This window comes from Pseudomonas sp. GV105 (assembly GCF_003058185.1).
Lineage (GTDB): Bacteria > Pseudomonadota > Gammaproteobacteria > Pseudomonadales > Pseudomonadaceae > Aquipseudomonas > Aquipseudomonas veronii.
In genome coordinates this window covers 207,732-225,813 of record NZ_QBUF01000006.1, presented here as the reverse complement: position 1 = coordinate 225,813, position 18,082 = coordinate 207,732, and the positions used below count along the sequence as shown (strand labels likewise).

The 18,082-nt window shown below is 63.3% G+C and carries 16 protein-coding genes; 7 read left to right on the top strand and 9 right to left on the bottom strand.

Translation table 11 applies throughout. The features are described from left to right. Positions 1-7: 7 nt before the first annotated feature. Positions 8-871 carry a Dyp-type peroxidase gene (locus C8K66_RS13700; RefSeq protein WP_108525101.1) on the bottom strand — a complete coding sequence of 288 codons (864 nt, stop codon included), beginning with the start codon at positions 869-871 and terminating at the stop codon, positions 8-10. Between the two features lie 138 nt (positions 872-1,009). Between C8K66_RS13700 and C8K66_RS13695 the strand changes: the two genes are divergently transcribed. Both C8K66_RS13695 and C8K66_RS13690 read left to right on the top strand, forming a co-directional pair. After that, positions 1,010-2,626 (top strand): NADP-dependent glyceraldehyde-3-phosphate dehydrogenase, encoded by a 1,617-nt coding sequence (locus C8K66_RS13695; RefSeq protein WP_017848074.1) that lies wholly within the window; start codon positions 1,010-1,012, stop codon positions 2,624-2,626. 23 nt (positions 2,627-2,649) lie between these two features. Further along, complete coding sequence (locus tag C8K66_RS13690) at positions 2,650-3,711, top strand: FUSC family protein (protein ID WP_057004491.1); 1,062 nt, start codon at positions 2,650-2,652, stop codon at positions 3,709-3,711. Between the two features lie 168 nt (positions 3,712-3,879). On the opposite strand, the gene C8K66_RS13685 is transcribed toward C8K66_RS13690, so the two are convergent. Further along, on the bottom strand, positions 3,880-4,632 hold the full coding sequence (locus tag C8K66_RS13685; RefSeq protein WP_017848076.1) for a TetR/AcrR family transcriptional regulator: 753 nt from the start codon (positions 4,630-4,632) through the stop codon (positions 3,880-3,882). Between the two features lie 356 nt (positions 4,633-4,988). Here C8K66_RS13685 and C8K66_RS13680 point away from each other — a divergent pair, with 356 nt between their 5' ends. The 4 genes from C8K66_RS13680 to C8K66_RS13665 are packed head-to-tail and all read left to right on the top strand — an operon-like array spanning position 4,989 to position 9,609. Next, positions 4,989-5,696 carry an ABC transporter ATP-binding protein gene (locus C8K66_RS13680; RefSeq protein WP_017848077.1) on the top strand — a complete coding sequence of 236 codons (708 nt, stop codon included), beginning with the start codon at positions 4,989-4,991 and terminating at the stop codon, positions 5,694-5,696. Further along, complete coding sequence (locus tag C8K66_RS13675) at positions 5,693-6,892, top strand: ABC transporter permease (RefSeq protein WP_046485024.1); 1,200 nt, start codon at positions 5,693-5,695, stop codon at positions 6,890-6,892. Before C8K66_RS13680 ends, C8K66_RS13675 begins: the two co-directional genes overlap by 4 nt. Beyond that, entirely contained in the window at positions 6,885-8,366 is a 1,482-nt protein-coding gene (locus tag C8K66_RS13670) for a TolC family protein (protein WP_046382896.1), read from the top strand. Before C8K66_RS13675 ends, C8K66_RS13670 begins: the two co-directional genes overlap by 8 nt. Then, positions 8,356-9,609: an efflux RND transporter periplasmic adaptor subunit gene (locus C8K66_RS13665; RefSeq protein ID WP_108525099.1), complete on the top strand. Its 1,254-nt coding sequence runs from the start codon at positions 8,356-8,358 to the stop codon at positions 9,607-9,609. Before C8K66_RS13670 ends, C8K66_RS13665 begins: the two co-directional genes overlap by 11 nt. Before the next feature lie 22 nt (positions 9,610-9,631). On the opposite strand, the gene C8K66_RS13660 is transcribed toward C8K66_RS13665, so the two are convergent. Genes C8K66_RS13660 through C8K66_RS13630 form a run of 7 tightly spaced genes read right to left on the bottom strand, consistent with a single transcriptional unit; the run spans position 9,632 to position 16,781 of the window. Next, positions 9,632-11,026, bottom strand: coding sequence for an FAD/NAD(P)-binding protein (locus C8K66_RS13660; protein WP_108525097.1), 1,395 nt, complete (start codon positions 11,024-11,026; stop codon positions 9,632-9,634). 12 nt (positions 11,027-11,038) lie between these two features. Further along, the gene (locus tag C8K66_RS13655; RefSeq protein WP_046382893.1) at positions 11,039-11,806 is read right to left on the bottom strand and encodes an ABC transporter ATP-binding protein; all 768 of its coding nucleotides are present in this window, start codon (positions 11,804-11,806) and stop codon (positions 11,039-11,041) included. A 3-nt stretch (positions 11,807-11,809) separates the two neighbouring features. Beyond that, positions 11,810-13,150, bottom strand: a complete 1,341-nt coding sequence (locus tag C8K66_RS13650; protein ID WP_108525095.1) for an ABC transporter substrate-binding protein — start codon at positions 13,148-13,150, stop codon at positions 11,810-11,812. A gap of 17 nt (positions 13,151-13,167) precedes the next feature. Continuing rightward, on the bottom strand, positions 13,168-14,217 hold the full coding sequence (locus tag C8K66_RS13645) for a branched-chain amino acid ABC transporter permease (protein WP_108525093.1): 1,050 nt from the start codon (positions 14,215-14,217) through the stop codon (positions 13,168-13,170). Positions 14,218-14,221: 4 nt separating this feature from the next. Then, positions 14,222-15,103 (bottom strand): branched-chain amino acid ABC transporter permease, encoded by an 882-nt coding sequence (locus tag C8K66_RS13640; protein ID WP_079444202.1) that lies wholly within the window; start codon positions 15,101-15,103, stop codon positions 14,222-14,224. Continuing rightward, the gene (locus C8K66_RS13635; RefSeq protein WP_108525091.1) at positions 15,103-15,873 is read right to left on the bottom strand and encodes an ABC transporter ATP-binding protein; all 771 of its coding nucleotides are present in this window, start codon (positions 15,871-15,873) and stop codon (positions 15,103-15,105) included. The genes C8K66_RS13640 and C8K66_RS13635 overlap by 1 nt, the downstream gene beginning before the upstream one ends. Then, on the bottom strand, positions 15,870-16,781 hold the full coding sequence (locus C8K66_RS13630; protein WP_108525089.1) for an AMP-binding protein: 912 nt from the start codon (positions 16,779-16,781) through the stop codon (positions 15,870-15,872). Before C8K66_RS13630 ends, C8K66_RS13635 begins: the two co-directional genes overlap by 4 nt. A gap of 380 nt (positions 16,782-17,161) precedes the next feature. Between C8K66_RS13630 and C8K66_RS13625 the strand changes: the two genes are divergently transcribed. Beyond that, positions 17,162-18,061, top strand: a complete 900-nt coding sequence (locus C8K66_RS13625) for a hypothetical protein (protein ID WP_108525087.1) — start codon at positions 17,162-17,164, stop codon at positions 18,059-18,061. The last annotated feature ends 21 nt before the right edge of the window (positions 18,062-18,082 follow it).

The following is an 18,082-nucleotide window of genomic DNA, read 5'->3' as shown; positions in this document are numbered from 1 at the left end:
CGCCTGGTCAGATCAACACGGCACTCAGGTCCAGGCGCCCGTCCTTGAGCGGCGGGCACCAGTAATAGCCGCCGGTCAACGGTGTGCTGATGCGGTACAGGCCGTCGACGATGCCGTCTTCCAACCCGCTCATGCGGCGCAGTTGCGCTTCAAACGCATCGAAGGAATGCCCGAACGCGAGGAACATCAAGCCAGCCTGGCCGTTTTCTGCCCAGGGCATCGAGCGGCGCACCACGAACGCTTCCGGGGTGAAGCTTTCCTGGGCGGTGCGTTTGGTGTGGGCGGACTCGGGCGCGTCCTCCAGTTCTTCGTTGTCGCCGTGGCGGCGACCGATGATGTGGTCACGTTCCTGGGCAGGCAACGCGGCAAAACCATCGAGGTCGTGCTGCCATTGCTGGATCGCGGCGAAGCTGGCGCCGCTGTCGGTCAGCGCGGCTTCGACGGCGGCATCGTCGTGGGGGTTTTCGGTGCCGTCTTCGTAATCGGTCAGGTCAAAACCGCTCTTGTAGCGGAAGCCTTCAGTCGACTGCACCAGGCGGAACGCCGGGGCCAGGGCTTTCTCCAGCGCGCGGCTGCGCAAGAGCAATTCGCCGCGATCCACGCCATGCAGCCACACCCACAATGCTTGCTGCGTGGAGGGGTTGTGCGCGCCCGGCGCGCTGACAGCTGGGAATGCGCGCAGCCCTTCGATCTGCGCGCCCAGTGCGTTGACCAGCGGCTCACCCAGACCGACCACTGCGGCCGAATCCGCCCACTGCACCAATGCGTTCAACGCAGCAGGTACAGCGGCCAGGGAGTCCACGGCAAAAAACAGATGGCGTGCCTGTAAAGGCACCGGTGCGGCAAGAATGCCCGGCTGGTACTGACTCATGTGAACTCCTTCAAGAAAGCCTCGCAGTTTACCCGCCATGTGCAGCCGTGCGTACAAGAAAGCGCGCAAGCCTTGCCACAGAACCCGTTGTTGGGTGACTCTCTAGTCATGTTTTGCAACTATTTCAGGGGTAGCGACATGACCACCGATAACCTGCTCGCCCAGCTGTTTCCTTCCTGCGCCGCCGATATTCCCGAGCAATTCCGCCTGGGAGCGCCCATCGAACAGCGCGATTACCTGGTCGACGGCCAGTTGCGGGTGTGGAACGGCCCCTTGGCCCAAGTGCTCAGCCCGGTGCAACTGGGCGACGAGCGCGTACAAATCGGCAGCACGCCGCTGCTGGATGCCGACACCGCCCTCAGCGCCCTCGACGCCGCCGTGCGCGCCTATGACCGCGGCCAGGGGGAATGGCCGACGATGCGCGTGGTCGACCGCATCCGCCACGTCGAAGCGTTCTTGCGGCGCATGCGCGAACAGCGTGATGCGGTGGTCAAGCTGCTGATGTGGGAAATCGGCAAGAACCTCAAGGACTCGCAGAAAGAGTTCGACCGCACCTGCGACTACATCACCGACACCATCAATGCCCTCAAGGAGCTCGACCGCCGCAGCAGCCGCTTCGAGCTGGAACAGGACACCCTCGGCCAGATCCGCCGCGTACCGATGGGCGTGGCGCTGTGCATGGGGCCGTACAACTACCCGCTGAACGAGACGTTTACCACGCTGATCCCGGCGCTGATCATGGGCAATACCGTGGTGTTCAAGCCGGCCAAGCTCGGCGTGCTGTTGATCCGCCCGCTGCTGGAGGCATTCCGCGACAGCTTCCCGGCCGGGGTGATCAACGTGATCTATGGCAGCGGCCGCGAAACCGTCAGCGCGCTGATGGCCAGCGGCAAGATCGATATTTTCGCGTTCATCGGCACCAACAAGGCCGCCAGCGACCTGAAAAAACTGCACCCGCGCCCGCACCGCCTGCGCGCAGCCCTGGGCCTGGACGCGAAAAACCCTGGCATCGTGCTGCCCCAGGTCGACCTGGACAACGCCGTCAGCGAAGCGGTCACCGGCTCGCTGTCGTTCAACGGCCAGCGCTGCACCGCGTTGAAAATCCTGTTTGTGCATGAAGACGTGGTCGACAGTTTCATCCAGAAATTCAACGCCAAGTTGGCGACCTTGAAGCCCGGCATGCCGTGGGACGACGGCGTGGCGCTGACGCCGCTGCCGGAAGTGGGCAAGGTCGATTACCTCAAGGCACTGGTGGCCGATGCAGCCCAACACGGCGCCCGCGTGATGAATGCCCATGGCGGCGTCAGTCGCGGTTCGTTCTTCTACCCGGCGGTGCTGTACCCGGTCAACCCGCAGATGCGCGTGTACCACGAGGAACAGTTCGGCCCGGTGGTGCCGATCGTGCCCTACCGTGACCTGGAGACAGTGATCGATTACGTACTGGAATCGGATTTCGGCCAGCAACTGAGCCTGTTCGGCACCGACCCGGCGGAAATCGGACGGCTGGTGGACACCTTCGCCAATCAGGTCGGCCGCATCAATATCAACGCCCAGTGCCAGCGCGGCCCGGACACCTTCCCCTTCAACGGCCGCAAGAACTCGGCCGAAGGCACACTGTCGGTACATGACGCCTTGCGTGTGTTCTCGATCCGCACCCTGGTGGCGACCAAGTTCCAGGACAGCAACAAGGCACTGCTCAGCGAGATCCTGCACAACCGCAACTCGAGCTTCTTGACCACTGACTACATTTTCTAGAGGACGCCTCGCCGTTGATTAACCTGCACTTGCCTGTATTTGCCCGGCGCCTGCTGCGCCCGCTGCTCGACCCTTACCGCCGCTATCGCCATGCCAAGCTGATCCACGCCGTGCGCGTGTCCATCGGCTTGCTGGCGACGATCCTGCTGACCACCGGCATCAACCTGCCCCACGGCGAGTGGGCGTCGGTGACCATGCTGGTGGTGATCGGCGGCCTGCAGCACCACGGCAATATCGGCAAGAAAGCCATGGAACGCGCCTACGGCACACTGATCGGCGCCAGCGTCGGCTTGCTGCTGGTGGTGCAGGAGACATATGTGGGGCAGCCGCTGCTGACCTACTTGTTGATGTCGGTGGTGTGCGGGTTCTTCTCCTATCACGCCATCGGCAAGGGCGGATACACCGCCTTGTTGTCGGCGATCACCGTGTTTATCGTCGCCGGGCATGGTGACAATCCGCTGTCGGACGGGCTGTGGCGCACGGTCGATATCCTGATCGGTATTGCGTTGGCCCTGGCGTTTTCCTTCGCCTTGCCGCTGTATGCCGTGTACTCCTGGCGCTACAACCTGGCCAGTGCCTTGCGCGACTGTGCCGCGATCTATAACCGCATCATCAGCGGTCAATCGGTCACTGATGACGAACACCTCAAACTGCTCAGCCGCGTGAATACAGCGATGCTGCAACTGCGTTCGTTGATGCCTTCGGTGTCCAAGGAGGTACGGATCTCCATGACCCAGCTGGACACGATCCAGCGGCATTTGCGCATGTGCATCAGCACCCTGGAGATTCTGGGCAACACCCGGCCAGACCCTCGCGACGAACAGGCAATGGCGCGGATGCAGGTAATGTTGAAGGGCGAGCATCGGCAGATTCGCGTGCAATTGGTGGGCATGGCGCGCGCGCTGAGGTCGGGCGTGACACCACGGTTGGAGCGGCCGAGCCAGGCCACGGCTACCGAGCCGACATTGGATGCGCCGGTCTACAGTGCGTTGGATGGGTATCGGTTGCTGACCGTGCAATTGGCGGCAAATGTGGATGAGATGCGCCAGCAGTTGGCCAAAAGTGCTGGCCGCTGGAAGATCTGAACCTGAGGGCATTTAGCGCGTTTACCTGCGCCAACACATTCACACTTCTTCTTACATATTTTTCACGACTTATTCACATCGCGGGACGTAGGGTGAAGCCTCATCCGTTACAAACGTTGCACATCAAGCCCGCCGCCCCAGCGGGCTTTTTTTTGTCCCGGATTCGAGCTAGCGCGCCACCTTGCCGGCGGGCGCGGACGCTTGCTCGCGAATGGCGCGCTGGGTATCGAGCACCTTGGCCAACGCCACTTGCGCCTCGGGGCTTTGCTGCGGCACGCGAATCGCCGCCGAGACCAGCGTGATCAACTTGGCCATTACTTCGGCATCCGTGGCCGGGCGGCCCAGGCTCATGGAGTTCATCAGCAGGCGCAGTTCGGTGCCGGCCATCACACCGGAAATCGCCTTGAGGGCAAATTGCAGGCGTACCCCCAGTTCGTTGCGCGGCAAGTCCGGCAAGGCCAGGGCGAAGGCTTCGAAGAAGCGCTGGAACACCGGCTGGTAATGGACCTTGAGGTATTCCTGGATAAACGGCGAGGTGTCGCTGTAGACCCGCCCCAGGAAACGAATGAACGAACGCCCTTCCCCACTCGCCGGGTCGCTGCGCTCCAGGCCCATGGCCGGGGCGAACAGCACGCCGAGCAGCGTGTCGCAATCGAGGGGGCCGTCGGATTCGGCTTCGCAGCGTGCCAGCAGTTCCAGGCGCTGCTCGTTGAGCGGCTCCAGGCGCTGCATCAGCAGGGTTTTCATCAGGGCGTCCTTGTCCCCGAAGTGATAGTTCACCGCAGCCAGGTTCACCTGGGCACGCTCGGTAATCTGCCGCAACAAAACAGCGTCATACCCGTATTTGATGAAGAGAGCCTCTGTCGCATCCAGCAATCGAGTCTTGGTAACGTTTGGAGAACTGACTTTCTTCACGACCATAAAAGTTCCACGCGGGAAATATTGTTTTAAAAATAAATTTGATTTTTTATACCGGGGCCACCGCTCGAAAGCAAGTAGTGACACTGCGCCATATCAGCGCAAGCCTTGGCAGACGGGCCCGTCGAGGCTGACCAAAGGATTTTTGCGCGGTGGGTTTTGCCCCCGGTGCATTTATTTCAAAGGGTAAAAACCCTCTACAACGATGGCTGGCGGAGCCGGTTGAACGCGGTTAGTATTCAAAGAATATTTTAAAAACAAGAAATCAAACCAGTCCGTGACGTGTCCCAGGCAGCTCCCGAACTTGTTACAAATTTTTACCGGGGCAGCACGGCAGCGTCGAGACTGCAGGCGTAGTCATGATGACAGATACCCCCGCGCACCCAGGCTTGATCTCCCTGCAAGGCATCGGCAAACGCTATCAGCTCGCCGGACAGCACCTGTCCATCCTCAATGATGTGTGCCTGTCCATCGCCCGCGGTGACAGCTGCGGCATCCTCGGCGCCTCCGGCTCCGGCAAAAGTACCCTGCTCAACATCCTCGGCCTGCTGGACCTGCCCAACTGCGGCCAGTACCGCTTTGCCGGCCACGACATTTTCAGCGCCAGCCCGGATGAACTGGCGGCGATCCGCAACCAGCAGATCGGCTTCGTGTTCCAGAGTTTCAACCTGCTGCCGCGCCTCAGCGCATTGGACAATGTCGCCCTGCCCCTGAGTTATCGCGGCGTGTCGCGCCACGAGTCGGTGGAGCAGGCCCTGCGCATGCTCGAACAAGTCGGCCTGGCCGAGCGCGCGCACCATCGCCCCGCCGACCTCTCCGGCGGCCAGCGCCAACGTGTGGCGATTGCGCGGGCGCTGGTGGGCAAGCCCTCGGTCATCCTGGCCGACGAACCCACCGGCAACCTCGACAGCAGCACCGCCCAGGACATCATGGACCTGCTCCTGGCGCTGAACCGCGAGCAGCAGGTCACGCTGATCATCGTCACCCACGACGCGCACATCGCCGAACGCCTGGAGCGCAAGATCCTGGTGCGCAACGGCGTGGTGCATGAGGCCGGGCGCCCATGAGCCTGCGGGTCGAGCAGAGCCTGAGCCAATTGCTGCATGAAGCGTTCGTCAGCCTGCGCACCCTGGGCAAGCGCTCGATCCTCGCGCTGCTGGGCATCGTGATCGGCAGTTCGTCGGTGGTGGCGCTGATCAATATCGGGCATAACGCGGCGGTGGATGCCGCGCTGATTTTCAAGGACATGGGCACCGACACCCTGGTCGCGCAGTTTCCGCCCAAAGCCGACAGCAGCGTACCGATGCGTGCCCGCCTCGACCTCGACGCCGTGCGCCAGGCCGTGCCCGGGATCGCGCACATCGGCGCGCTGAGCCTGTTCAGCGGCCCCATCGTGTTCCAGGGCCGCAGCGTCAACGCCAACTTCGTCGGCAGCACACCGGATATCCCCGCGGCCCTGCGCCTGGCGCTGCGCGAGGGGCGCTTCCTGTCGGCGTTCGATGCCAACGAAACCTACGGCGTGATCGGCGACCAGATCGCCCAGGCCCTTGGTACCCCCGGCGCGCCGTTAAAGCTGGGCGACCGCGTGCGTATCAACGATTACCTGTTCCAGGTGGTCGGCATCCTGCACCACCAGCCCCGGGCGATGCTGATGCCGGTGCAGGCCAACGAATCGCTGTTCATTCCCGCCGACGGCATGCGCCGCATCTACGCCAGCCCGCAAATCGGCAACGTAATCATCCGCGCCGCGCCGGGCCAGGACATGGAACGCATCGCCCGGGACGCCGCCGCCGCGCTGCAACGCCAATTGACCGAGCACAGCGTCGACATCACGGTGCCCCAGCAAATGATCGACGGCATGACCCGGCAGAGCCGCACCTTCGCCTACCTGCTGCTGGCCCTGGGCGCGATCTCGCTGGTGGGCGGCGGTGTCGGGGTGATGAACGTGATGCTGATGAACGTCTCCGAACGCCGCCGCGAGATCGGCATTCGCATGGCGCTCGGCGCACGCCAGCGGGATATCCGCAACCTGTTCCTGCTCGAAGCCATCACCCTCACCGCCGTCGGCGCGCTGTGCGGCGCGGTGCTCGGCATGACCGCCGCGTGGCTCTACGCCTGGCTGTCGGGCTGGGCCTTCGCCCTGGCGGTCGCCGCCCTGCCCCTGGGGGTGGGCAGCACCTTGCTGGTGGGGTTGTTCTTCGGCATTTACCCGGCGGTCTCGGCCTCACGGTTGCAGCCGGTGGAGGCGTTGCGCGATGAATAAACGCCTGCTGCTGCTCCTGGCGCTGATCAGCCTGCCGAGTGTCGCCGCCGATATGCTGATCCGGCCCACGGCGCCCAGCACCACGCGCAGCGGCTATGATCGCGGCGTCTCGCTGAATGCCCAGGTCACCGCCATCACCCTGGGCGACGCGGTGTACCTGGGCCTGCGCAACAATCCGGCGATTCGCAGCGCCTACCTGCAGCGGGTCGCGCAGAAATTCGACCTGCGCGTGGCCGAAGACGTGTTCAACCCCAAGCTCACCCTCAACAGCTATTACCGCAGCTCCCGCGGTTCCGCCGACAATGCACGCAATACCAACGTGGCCCCTGCCACCAGCCTGCTGGGCGAGTACGGCACGCGCCTGAGCATGGCCTGGACCCAGCAACTGAATAACGCCAACCGGGCCGGTCGCTACCGCAGCGACGGCCTCGACCTGGCGCTCATCCAACCGCTGATGCGCGGCGCCGGCTGGGACGCGACCACCGCGCCGCTGCGCCTGTCGCGCCTGTCGGAGCAGGCCAACCGCCTGAACCTCAAGGCCACCGTGGCACAAACCATCAGCCAGATCATCGCCACCTACCGCGAGTTGCTGCGCGCCCAGGAGCAACTGAGCATCGTCCAGGACGCGCTGAAACGCGCCAACACCTTGCTGGAAGTCAACAAGGCGCTGATCAGCGCCGGGCGCATGGCCGAGTTCGAGATCGTGCAGACCGAAGCCGATATCGCCACCCAACAACTGGGCGTGGAAGAAGCGCAGAACCAACTCGACACCAGCCGCCTGGCCTTGCTGCGCCTGCTGGCCCTCGACCTGTCGACGCCGATCCGCGCCACCGAAGCCCTGGAGGCCAAGCCCATGCAGATCGACAAACGCGAGGCCTTCAACCTGGCGCAGAACCAGCAACCGGAGTACCTCGCCACCCTGCTCGGCAGCCAGCAGGCCGACCTCAACCTGGTGATCGCCAAAGACTCCGGGCGCTGGCAAGTGGACCTGGTGGCCGGGGCGAACCAGATACGCAACAACTACGACAACGACACCGGCAGCGGCAACAACCGCAGTTGGGACAGCTACGCCGGGGTGCAGGTGCAAATCCCCATCGGCGACATCAGCACGCGCCAGGCCGAAGTGCGCGCACGGGTGAATGTGGAGGATCAGGCCATCCGCATCACCGACGCCCGCCAGGAACTGGAACGCAGCGTGAACAACGTGGTGCGCGACCTCGGCACGCGCTGGCGCCAGTACGAAATCTCCCAGCGCGCCGTGGAATTGTCGCGGCGCAAGATCGAGATCGAACGCGAAAAACTCAGCGCCGGGCGCTCCACCAACTTCCAGGTGCTGAGTTTCGAGACCGACCTGCGCAACGCCGAAAACACGCAGCTCAATGCGCTGATCGCTTATTTGAACGCCCAGACCCAGCTCGATCTGACCCTGGGCATGACGCTGGAAAGCTGGGAAATCGCCCTCAATGACTACTAACCAAAAACGCCTGCTGGCGGCTGGATTGATCGTGCTGCTGGCGGCCGCCGGCGTTGCGGTGCAAAGCCATCGCAGCGCCGCCGACCCGATCCTCCCGACCGAACAGTGGCTGGCGGTGACGCCTGGCGCGCTGGTGCATCAGATCGGCCTGGTGGGCAAGATCGAGCCCGACACCACCCTCACCCTCACCGCGCCGTTCGACGGCAATGTGCAGGCCAACCTGGTGGAACAAGGCCAACGCGTCGACGCCGGGCAAGTGTTGCTGCGCATGGACCCGGCCCTGCTCGAAGTGCAACTGCGCGATGCACTCTCCGCGCAACTCAAGGCCCGGCGCACCGTGCAGGAAATGCAAGACTGGGACAGCAGCCCCACCGTCAGCCGTGCACGCCGCAGCCTGCGCACCGCGCAAATGAGCGCCGACAACACCCAGCGCAAACTCACCGAAAGTGAAAACCTGTTTCAGCGCGGCATCATCCCGCGCAACGAACTGGACGACCTCAAGCAACAGACCCAGCAGCAACAACTGGACCTGATCGCCGCACGCGATGAACTGCAACAGGCACTGGAGCAAGGCAAGGGCGAATACCGACAGATCGCCGAGATGGAGCTGACCAATGCCACGGTGAAGTACGACGCGCTCTACCGACAGCTCGAAGACAAGGAGGTCAAGGCACCCTTCTCCGGCATCGTGGTGCCCGCCCCCGGAAGCAGCAACGCGGCAGCAGGCGCGGGCAACACCAACGCCCCGGTGCAGGCCGGCAGCAAGGTCAGCCAGGGCCAGGTGCTGTTCGGCCTGGCCAATATCGAACGGCTGAAAATCGTCGCCAGGGTCTCCGAGCTGGACATCAACCAACTGCACCAGGGCCAGGCGGTGGAAGTGATGGGCGATGGCTTCGACGGCGAACGGTTGAGCGGCTCGGTGAGTGTGGTCAGCGGTTTGGCGATTGCCGGCGAGACCCAGGGCAGCGCGCAGTTCCCGGTAACCCTGTCGATCCCCAGGCTGACCCCGCAGCAACTGCAGCGGGTACGGCTGGGGATGAGTGCGCGACTGACCATCGTCACTTACAACAACGCGCAGGCGATCGTGATTCCGAGCCAGGCGATCCAGCCGGACATGACCGTCGAATATCGGCCGACGATGGACCAGCCGGTGGAACGCGTGACCGTGACCACCGGGCAATCGACGCCGCAGGGTGTCGAGGTATTTGGCCTAAAACCCGGTTTTGTGAAGACCCCTAGGTAGAGGAAGTTGCCCCCTCCCACCTTTAGATCGTTGTCAGCTTCAACGCCAGCGCCTTGGCCTGAAGCGCCACATCGGTCACCGCCGTGCTCTCCCACCACATCCCGCGCAGCGGCGGGCCCATGGCGAACAAGCGCCGGCTGGCCTGGCCCTGGGCATCCAGCACCGCCCCCGAGGCATCCGCTGCGATCCCCAGCGCCAGCGGCCCGGGCTGGATCAACCCGCGTTTGAGCAACTGCTGGGGCAACGGCCGGGCTACGCGGCGCCAGTCGTATTCAATGCCGCTGGAATTGATCAGCGCCGCGCCCGCAACCTGGGTGATCGTTTGCTCGCCACGGTAACGCAAGCGGATGCTGACGCCGTGGACCGCAGGCGCCAAGCCCTTGAACGACGCCGCGCGAATGCGCAAGCGCCCTTCCTCATGCAGACGCGCCACCAACTGCGCACTCAGCGGCGGCGAACGGTGGTGATGACTTTCCCACCACGGCCGCACATGCCGCACGAACTGGCGCTTCTCGCGCTCGCTGGCCTGGCTCCACAAACGGCCGATATGCGCGCGCACGGTGTCCAGCGGCGCCTGCCAATCGATGCCCTGCGCCGTCGCGATGCGACACTGCCGACGCACCTCGCGCAGCAACTGCCGAGGGCTGCGCAGGCGGTGGTCGGCGGCGAGAAAATCGTCCCAGCCCGGTGGCTGTCGACGCACATGGGGCAGCAGACCGTGGCGCGAGAACACCTCGATCGGGCCCCGGTGCCCAGCCTGTTCCAGGGACACCACGGCGTCGACCATGGTCAGCCCGGAACCGATGATCAGCACCGTCGCGCGCGGGTCGAGTTGGCTCATGGCCTGCACGTCCCACGGGTCGACTGCGGCGGCGTTCAAACCGCTGGATTCGGTCTGCGGCGTGCGCGCCGCCGGGAACATGCCGGTCGCCAACACCGCCTGGGCGCCGCGCAGTTGCTGGCCGTTATCCAGGGTCAGCAGCGTCGAGGCGGGGTCCACTTGCAGGTCGACCACTTCGGCGCGGATATGCTCGACGGTAGACGTCGACAGCGCCTTGGCCTCGGCCAAGCGTTGCTGCGCGTACAACCCGAACATCCCGCGCGGCGGGAACAGCTCGCTGATCGGCACATGCTGCTGGTCCGACTCCGGCCAGCCGCCGGCGCCGATGTAGTCGGTGAGCCATTGGGTCAGGTCGTCGGCGTTGTCCGGGTCGACACTCATGCGCGCCGCATTGCCGTTCAAGGTATGGCCCAGCTCGACCGCACTGTAGGCCTCGCCGCGGCCAAGTTCGGCGCGCGGTTCGATCACCAGGATCTGCCGCGAGCCGGGCAGGCGCAGCAGTTGCACGGCCAGCATCGTACCGCTCAGGCCGCCGCCGATGATCAGGACATCGGCGTTGCGGATGGATTCAGTCATGCCTGTTCGCCTTTACTGTTTACCCAGATAGATGTCATGCAAATCGCCCCGCGCCAACAGTTCAGCGGCGCTGCCGCTCAAGACCACGCGGCCAGTATCCAGCACGTAGCCGTGGGACGCATAGTTGAGCGCGACGTTGATGTTCTGCTCGGCGATCAGGAAGCTCACCTGCTGCTCGCGGTTGAGCTGCGCGACGATCTCGAATATCTCCTGCACGATCATAGGCGCCAAACCCATGGACGGCTCGTCGAGCAGTACCAAAGTAGGACGGGTCATCAACGCCCGGCCGATGGCGACCATCTGCTGCTCGCCGCCGGAGGTGAGGCCGGCGCGGGTGTGACGCTTGGTCTTGAGCCTGGGGAACCAGGCGTAGATGCGTTCCAGATCGGCCTCCATGGCCCGGCGGCTCAGGCGGCGCACGAAGCCGCCGCTGCGCAGGTTGTCTTCCACCGTGAGCTGGCCGAACACATGGCGGCCTTCGAGTACATGCACCATGCCCTGGCGCACCCGTTGGCTGGGGTCGACGCCGGCCAGGTCGTGGCCGGCGTATTCGATCACGCCACGGCTGACTTCGGCACGCTCGGCGCGCACCAGCCCGGAGATCGCCTTGAGCGTGGTGCTCTTGCCGGCGCCATTGGCGCCGAGCAGGGCGACGATCGCGCCCTTGGGCACGCTCAGCGACACCCCGGCCACGGCGAGGATCGCGCCATCGTAGATCACTTCGATGTCGTTGACCGTCAGCAGCGCGGCGTGTGCGGATTCACTGGCAGGTAGGCTCATGGTTTATTCATCTCCGGTGCAGGTGCGTGGCGTCAGGCCTTTTTCCTTGGCGAACGCGGCGGACTTTTCGTCGATCAGCGGGCGCAACAGCGCGCGGTCGGCGGCAATCCAGTCGCTGACCAGCGTCCAGTTGGCGCCGTCCCACTGCTGCACCCGCGCCGAGCCGCCGCCTTCGTGGTCACGGCACGACAACTTGAGGTTCTGCATCAGGCCCAGGTAGCCCATGGCCTTGAGGCGCGCGTCGTCGATATTCAGGTGCTCCAGGCCCCAGCGGCCTTCTTCGCCATTGAGCGGGCGCTGGCCGAATTTGGCCTGGGCGGTGCGGATCGCTTCCACCGCCACGGCGGCGTTCACCAGGCCTGAGTTGTAGTAGACGCTGCCGAAGTTTTTCAGGTCCTTGAGGTCGCTGTGGCCCTTGTCGAGGACGTATTGCTTGAGGCGCTTGTGGATCTCGAAACCGGCGCCGGCCGGGTATGGGGTGAGCGCCAGGTAGCCTTTGGCAGCGGTGCCGGCAGGCAATACGTCTTCGCTGGAACTGGCCCAGATATCGCCGATGATATGGTCGACCGGGAAGCCAAAGCGTGCCGCAGTTTTCACCGCGACCGGCGTGGACACGCCCCACGTGCGCAGGAACACCCAGTCCGGGTTGGCCTGGCGCACCTGGCGCCATTGCGCGGACTGTTCGTTGCCCGGGTCGGCCACCGGAATCTGGATATTCTCGAAGCCGTACTGCTCGGCGAGCAGCTTCAGCGGGCCGAGGGTTTCGCGACCGTAGGCCGAGTCGTGGTAGACCGTGGCGATCTTTTTGCCCTTGAGTTTGTCGAAACCGCCTTCGCGCTGGGCGATGTAGTTCACCAGGCTCGACGCCTCGCTGTAGAAGGTCAGCATCACCGGGAAGTTGTACGGGAACACGGTGCCGTCGGTGGCTTCGGTGCGGCCGTAACCGAGGGTGATCAACGGGATCTTGTCCACCTCGGCGCGCTCGCTCAGGGCGTAGGCCGCCGGTGCGCCATTAGGCTGGTAGACCGCGACCGGCGCGCCATCCAGGCCGTTCTTGAAGCGCTCGTAGCACTCGATGCCCTTCTCTGCCGTCCATTCGGTCTCGCATTCCTGCCACACCAGTTTTACGCCATTGATGCCGCCTTCGACCTCGTTGATATAACGCAGGTAGTCGATCATCCCGGCCCACACCTGCACGCCGCTGGAGGCATAGGCGCCGACGCGGTAGGTGGCCAACGGAAAGAACTGCTGGTCGGCCGAAGCCACGGCCTGGGGCACTGCAGCGGCCAGGGTGGCCAGCGCGAAGGCGGCGCCGGCCAGGGAACGTTTCAAGGATGCACGCATGGGAGTTCTCATAGAGGTCAAAACCGTAGGGGCCACTGACGCAGCCGATCGCGAAAGTTGTGCAACAGGCGAATCAAGCCCTCGGGTTCCTTGATCAGGAACACGATGATCAGCACGCCAAAGATGATTTTCTGCAGGTTCTGCAATTGCCCCGCATCCACCGAACCGCCGAACAGCGCCTGCCCGGCATGGCTGAGGAAGATCGGCAGCAAGCTGATAAACGCCGCGCCGACGAAGTTGCCGGCGATGCTGCCCATGCCACCGATAATGATGATGAACAGAATCTGGAACGAGCGATTGATATCGAAGCTGCTCGCGCTGGCCGTGCCCAGGTAGGCAAAGGCCCACAGCGCGCCGGCGATGCCCAGGTAGAACGAGCTGACCGCAAACGCCAGGCGCTTGTAGCGCACCACCGGGATGCCGACCACGGCGGCGGCGGTGTCCATGTCGCGGATCGCCATCCAGTTGCGCCCCACCTGGCTGCGCACCAGGTTGACGGCGGTCCAGGTCAACAGCAGCACGGTCAGCAACGTCAGCCAGTAACGGCCCAGCGGCGTGTTGAGGTCATAACCGAGCAACGCCAGCTTCGGCGCGGAGATGGTGCCGGACGAGCCGTAGTTGTAGAACCAGGGGAATTTGACGAACAGCCACTCGAGGAAAAACTGCGCGGCCAGGGTGGTGACCATCAGGTAGAAGCCCTTGATCCGCGAGCTGGGCAGGCCGAACAGCAAACCGACCAGCGCGCTGATAATGCCGCCGCCGAGCAACGCCACCGGCAAGCCCAGCTCCGGCAGGCGCAGCAGAAAGCCGTAGGTGGCAAACGCACCGACCGCCATGAAGCCGGCCGCGCCCACCGAGGTCTGCCCGGTGTAGCCGGTCAACAGGTTCAGGCCCAGCCCGGCCAGGGACAGCACCAGGAACGGGATCAGGATCGCATTGAGCCAATAATCATTGCCCCACAGCGGCACCACGACAAACGCCAGCGCCAACAGGCCGAGCAGGCCCCAAGGCACACGCCGCTGAATCAGCCGCAATGGCGCGGTTTCTTGCACAACAGGGATCGACATGGTTTCAGACTCGCTCGATGGCACGCTCGCCGAACAGGCCGGCGGGGCGGATATACAGGAAGGCCAGGGCCAGGGCGTAGGCGAACCACGGCGTGATGCCGCCGCCGAGCAGTGGGCCGATATACACCTCGGCAAGGTTCTCCGCCGCGCCGACAATCAGCCCGCCGACAATCGCCCCACCAATCGAGGTAAAGCCGCCGATGATCAACACCGGCAAGGCCTTGAGCACCACCAGCGACAATGAAAACTGCACGCCCTGACGCGCGCCCCACAGCAGCCCGGCCACCAGCCCGACGGTCCCGGCCACCGCCCAGACGATCTGCCAGATACGGTTGAGGTTGATGCCGATGGACAGCGCCGCCGTGGTGTCATCCGCCACGGCGCGCAACGACACGCCGATGCGGGTCTTGTTGAACAGCAGCGCCAGCACCGTCACCAGCACCACGGCGGCGGCGGCGGCGATCAGGTCGAACTGGCTGAGCATCAGCGGCCCGACGAACAGCGGCACATCGTCGATGCCCAAGTCCAGCGCACGCACCTGCGAGCCCATCAAGCCCTGGGCCAGGCCCTCGACAATGAACGACAAGCCCAGGGTGGCCATGAACAGGGTGATCTGCGAACGGTTCACCAGCGGGCGGAGAACCAGGCGCTCGATGAGCAAGGCGCCGACGATCATCACCACCACCGTCAACAACAGCGCCAGGGCAAACGGCACGCCCTGCTCGTGCAGGCTGACGAAGGTCAGGGCGGCAAACAGCAGCATCGAGCCCTGGGCGAAATTGAACACGCCGCTGGCCTTGTAGATCAGCACGAAGCCGATGGCGACCAGCGAGTACAGGGTGCCGGCGAGCAGGCCGCCGAGCAGGGTTTCGAAAAAGAACGTCATCAGTGGACCACTCCCAGGTACGCCGCGATCACGTCGGGGTTGGCCTGCACTTGCGCGGGTGTGCCGTCGCCGACCTTGCGCCCGTAGTCGAGCACCACCACATGGTCGGACAGGCCCATGACCACGCCCATGTCGTGTTCGATCAACACCACGGTGGTGCCGAGGTCGCGGTTCACATCGGCGACAAAGCGCGCCATTTCCTGTTTCTCCTCGGCGTTCATCCCAGCCATGGGCTCATCCAGCAGGAGCAGGCTGGGCCCGGCGATCAGCGCCCGGCCCAGTTCCACGCGTTTCTGCAGGCCGTAGGACAAGTTGCCGACCGGCACATCACGGTGGGCCTGCAACTCAAGAAACTCGAGAATGCCCTGGGCACGCCGGCGGAACGCTTCGGCCTCGCGCCGTGCGCGGGGCAAGCCGAGGGCCTGTTCGATAAAGCGGGTGCTCATATGCCGCGACAGGCCGGTGAGGATGTTGTCGAGCACGCTCATCTTTTTGAACAGCGCGTTGTTCTGGAAGGTCCGCCCAATGCCGCGACGCGCGGCGCCCAAGGGGTCGATACGGTGGAAGTGCTGCTGCTCGAACACGATCTCGCCGGCATCGAAGCGATACACGCCGTTGAGCACATTGAGCAGCGAACTCTTGCCGGCGCCGTTGGGGCCGATCAGCGCGCAGATTTCGCCGCGCTGGACATCGAAGGACAGCGCGTTGATCGCCTTGACCCCTTTGAACGACAGCGAGATATCCCGCACCCGGAGAATGGCTTGGCTCATGCGATGTCCCGTTTGAATTCAGCCAGCCACACCGGCTCGACAACGGACTTGCCCGTGCTGGGTGGCTGCCAGATAGAGGCCAGGCGTTGAAAGCCCAGCAGTTTGCGCACGCGGTTTTTCAGCAGACGGCGCAGGCCGCTGTGCGGCTGGGCGATGGCCCAGTCGCAGAGCCGACGGCGCCAGGTGCCGTGGGGCGCCAGGCGGCTTTCGATGTCGTCGGCCAAGTGCTGCAGGCGCGCAGGTGACAACAGCAAGCCGGTGGGCGCGGCTTCGCCGCGATCACGCCGGGCTGATGCCAGGCTTTCCGGGAAGGCCAGGCCGTGACCGCTGTTCAGCCATTGCGCCAGCAGTACCGCCAGGCCGCCTTGCCAGTGAGTGCCCTCCTCGCTCCACAGCACGCTCTCGCCGGCCGGCTGCCACCAGCGACTGAGGTGCCGGGCCGGGTCGGTCGCACCAAGCACTTGGGCGAAATCCACCAGGTTGGCCGACTGCCAGTGCCGCTGCTGCTGACGCCCCTGCACGTAGGAATGGCTCGGGCGAATGCGCCAGAGTTGTTGGCGCAGCGCCTCAGGCTCCAAGTCATCGGCCAGGGTCAGTACCTGGCCGCCGACCGATTGGGCGGCCAGCGCCAGCAATAACAGGTTGGGCTCGAAAGCCCCGCTGAGCGCCAGTTGCGATTGTTCGCTGAACCCGTGCTGACGCAGGCCATCGGCCAGGCGCTCGACATCGCGCAACACATCGATCCAGCGCCAGGCGTACCACTGGCCCTGGCGCTTGTGGCGCAGGGCGGTGTGCAGCGGCGTGATCTGTGCCCAATGGCGCAGTTGTTCCAGGGCCGTGGGCAACTGACCGAGCAACTCGGCCGGCCATTCCAGAGCCGGCGGAGGTTTGAGTACATGCACGCTCATAGGGGTGATGCTCCTATTGGGTGGGTAAGCGTGCGGTGGTCCGCTGGCTGAATGAGGATTGAACGGAAAGTCGATAGCGTTGATATAAAGACTAAGCAGGAACCATGCCGATATAAAACGCCGTATAACCCAGGCGTTCATCAACAGTTATGAAGCTGACACAGCACAAAGTGCTTCTTCGCTGTTGCTGTAGCAACAGCGAACACCCTGCCGAGCGGGGTCGGAATTGATAAGTCACCGGCATTCAAACATGTGTTCCGAATAACCACTTTCGCTATTAGAAACGATCACGTTATACCTGTCATTTTTGACAGTAGATATTGTGTTGCCCGCTTAATAGACTCAAGCCGAACCCACGTCACAACAAAGGAGAGCCGCTTATGAGCAGCTCGAATAAAACCAAGCCAAAAGCCACTTCAGGCACAGCCAGTGCAATAGTGAATGACGACGAGGACTTTAACAGTTTCGAGGGCACACGCTTCTATTTCTATCTGGATGAACAAACAAACAGATGGTATATCTCAGGCGCAAGCGATGAAGACCATCTTGGTCAATATCAATATATTTCGCTGTGGTTGCCTAACGAGGGTGACGTTGTAAAAAAAACCTACGCAATCGTTGACGACCATGGTGCGCAGGGGAAAGCCAATGCGTCATGGACAAAAGCAACTTCCTCGTCATTTCGCCCTTACACCGCCATCAGCGGAAGTGTGACGGTCACGCTGAACAGCACCCTGCAGACAGTGGAGTCAAGCTTCGAGTTTGCAGCACAAAGCGGTTCAAAAACAGTCTCTCTTACCCAGGGCGAGATGAAACTCCAGGGATTTACCGAGGACGAAAAAGCCAGAGCCAGCGGTTCAATAGTGTGCGACTTCAGCGAGTTAATTACTGAGCGCTATGAATCTACTGAGACAGCGTTCAGCCTAGGAGACGATTCAGGTAGTTTCCCGGCTTATCTACAGGCCTGGTCACGACAGTTCACGTCGAAACCCGACCTCAAGGACTATCGATTATCCATCAACATAGCCAAAGGCCTTGCACCCGGCACTTACAGCTTTAGTCCAGACAGTAAACAGGTGCGGATATTCTTCTTCAATATCCCTGAAAGTCTCGTCTGGCCGGCCGACAGTGGCACGATCACATTTAAATCCATTCCAAACTTTGAGAGCTTTGCAGGAAAACTCTCGGGACAGTTTAACTTCACGGCAACCGTCGAACTTGACGATGGCAGAGTACGCGTCTTAAAAGTAGAAAATGGAATTTTCGATATGGAACGATGAGAACCGTGAGTCGTCGTCGGG

What these genes read in the sequence shown, in the direction of transcription:
- C8K66_RS13700 (WP_108525101.1), bottom strand. Translation starts at nt 871, where the DNA reads ATGAGTCAGTACCAGCCGGGCATTCTTGCCGCACCGGTGCCTTTACAG.
- C8K66_RS13695 (WP_017848074.1), top strand. Translation starts at nt 1,010, where the DNA reads ATGACCACCGATAACCTGCTCGCCCAGCTGTTTCCTTCCTGCGCCGCC.
- C8K66_RS13685 (WP_017848076.1), bottom strand. Translation starts at nt 4,632, where the DNA reads ATGGTCGTGAAGAAAGTCAGTTCTCCAAACGTTACCAAGACTCGATTG.
- C8K66_RS13680 (WP_017848077.1), top strand. Translation starts at nt 4,989, where the DNA reads ATGATGACAGATACCCCCGCGCACCCAGGCTTGATCTCCCTGCAAGGC.
- C8K66_RS13675 (WP_046485024.1), top strand. Translation starts at nt 5,693, where the DNA reads ATGAGCCTGCGGGTCGAGCAGAGCCTGAGCCAATTGCTGCATGAAGCG.
- C8K66_RS13670 (WP_046382896.1), top strand. Translation starts at nt 6,885, where the DNA reads ATGAATAAACGCCTGCTGCTGCTCCTGGCGCTGATCAGCCTGCCGAGT.
- C8K66_RS13665 (WP_108525099.1), top strand. Translation starts at nt 8,356, where the DNA reads ATGACTACTAACCAAAAACGCCTGCTGGCGGCTGGATTGATCGTGCTG.
- C8K66_RS13660 (WP_108525097.1), bottom strand. Translation starts at nt 11,026, where the DNA reads ATGACTGAATCCATCCGCAACGCCGATGTCCTGATCATCGGCGGCGGC.
- C8K66_RS13655 (WP_046382893.1), bottom strand. Translation starts at nt 11,806, where the DNA reads ATGAGCCTACCTGCCAGTGAATCCGCACACGCCGCGCTGCTGACGGTC.
- C8K66_RS13650 (WP_108525095.1), bottom strand. Translation starts at nt 13,150, where the DNA reads ATGCGTGCATCCTTGAAACGTTCCCTGGCCGGCGCCGCCTTCGCGCTG.
- C8K66_RS13645 (WP_108525093.1), bottom strand. Translation starts at nt 14,217, where the DNA reads ATGTCGATCCCTGTTGTGCAAGAAACCGCGCCATTGCGGCTGATTCAG.
- C8K66_RS13640 (WP_079444202.1), bottom strand. Translation starts at nt 15,103, where the DNA reads ATGACGTTCTTTTTCGAAACCCTGCTCGGCGGCCTGCTCGCCGGCACC.
- C8K66_RS13635 (WP_108525091.1), bottom strand. Translation starts at nt 15,873, where the DNA reads ATGAGCCAAGCCATTCTCCGGGTGCGGGATATCTCGCTGTCGTTCAAA.
- C8K66_RS13630 (WP_108525089.1), bottom strand. Translation starts at nt 16,781, where the DNA reads ATGAGCGTGCATGTACTCAAACCTCCGCCGGCTCTGGAATGGCCGGCC.
- C8K66_RS13625 (WP_108525087.1), top strand. Translation starts at nt 17,162, where the DNA reads ATGAGCAGCTCGAATAAAACCAAGCCAAAAGCCACTTCAGGCACAGCC.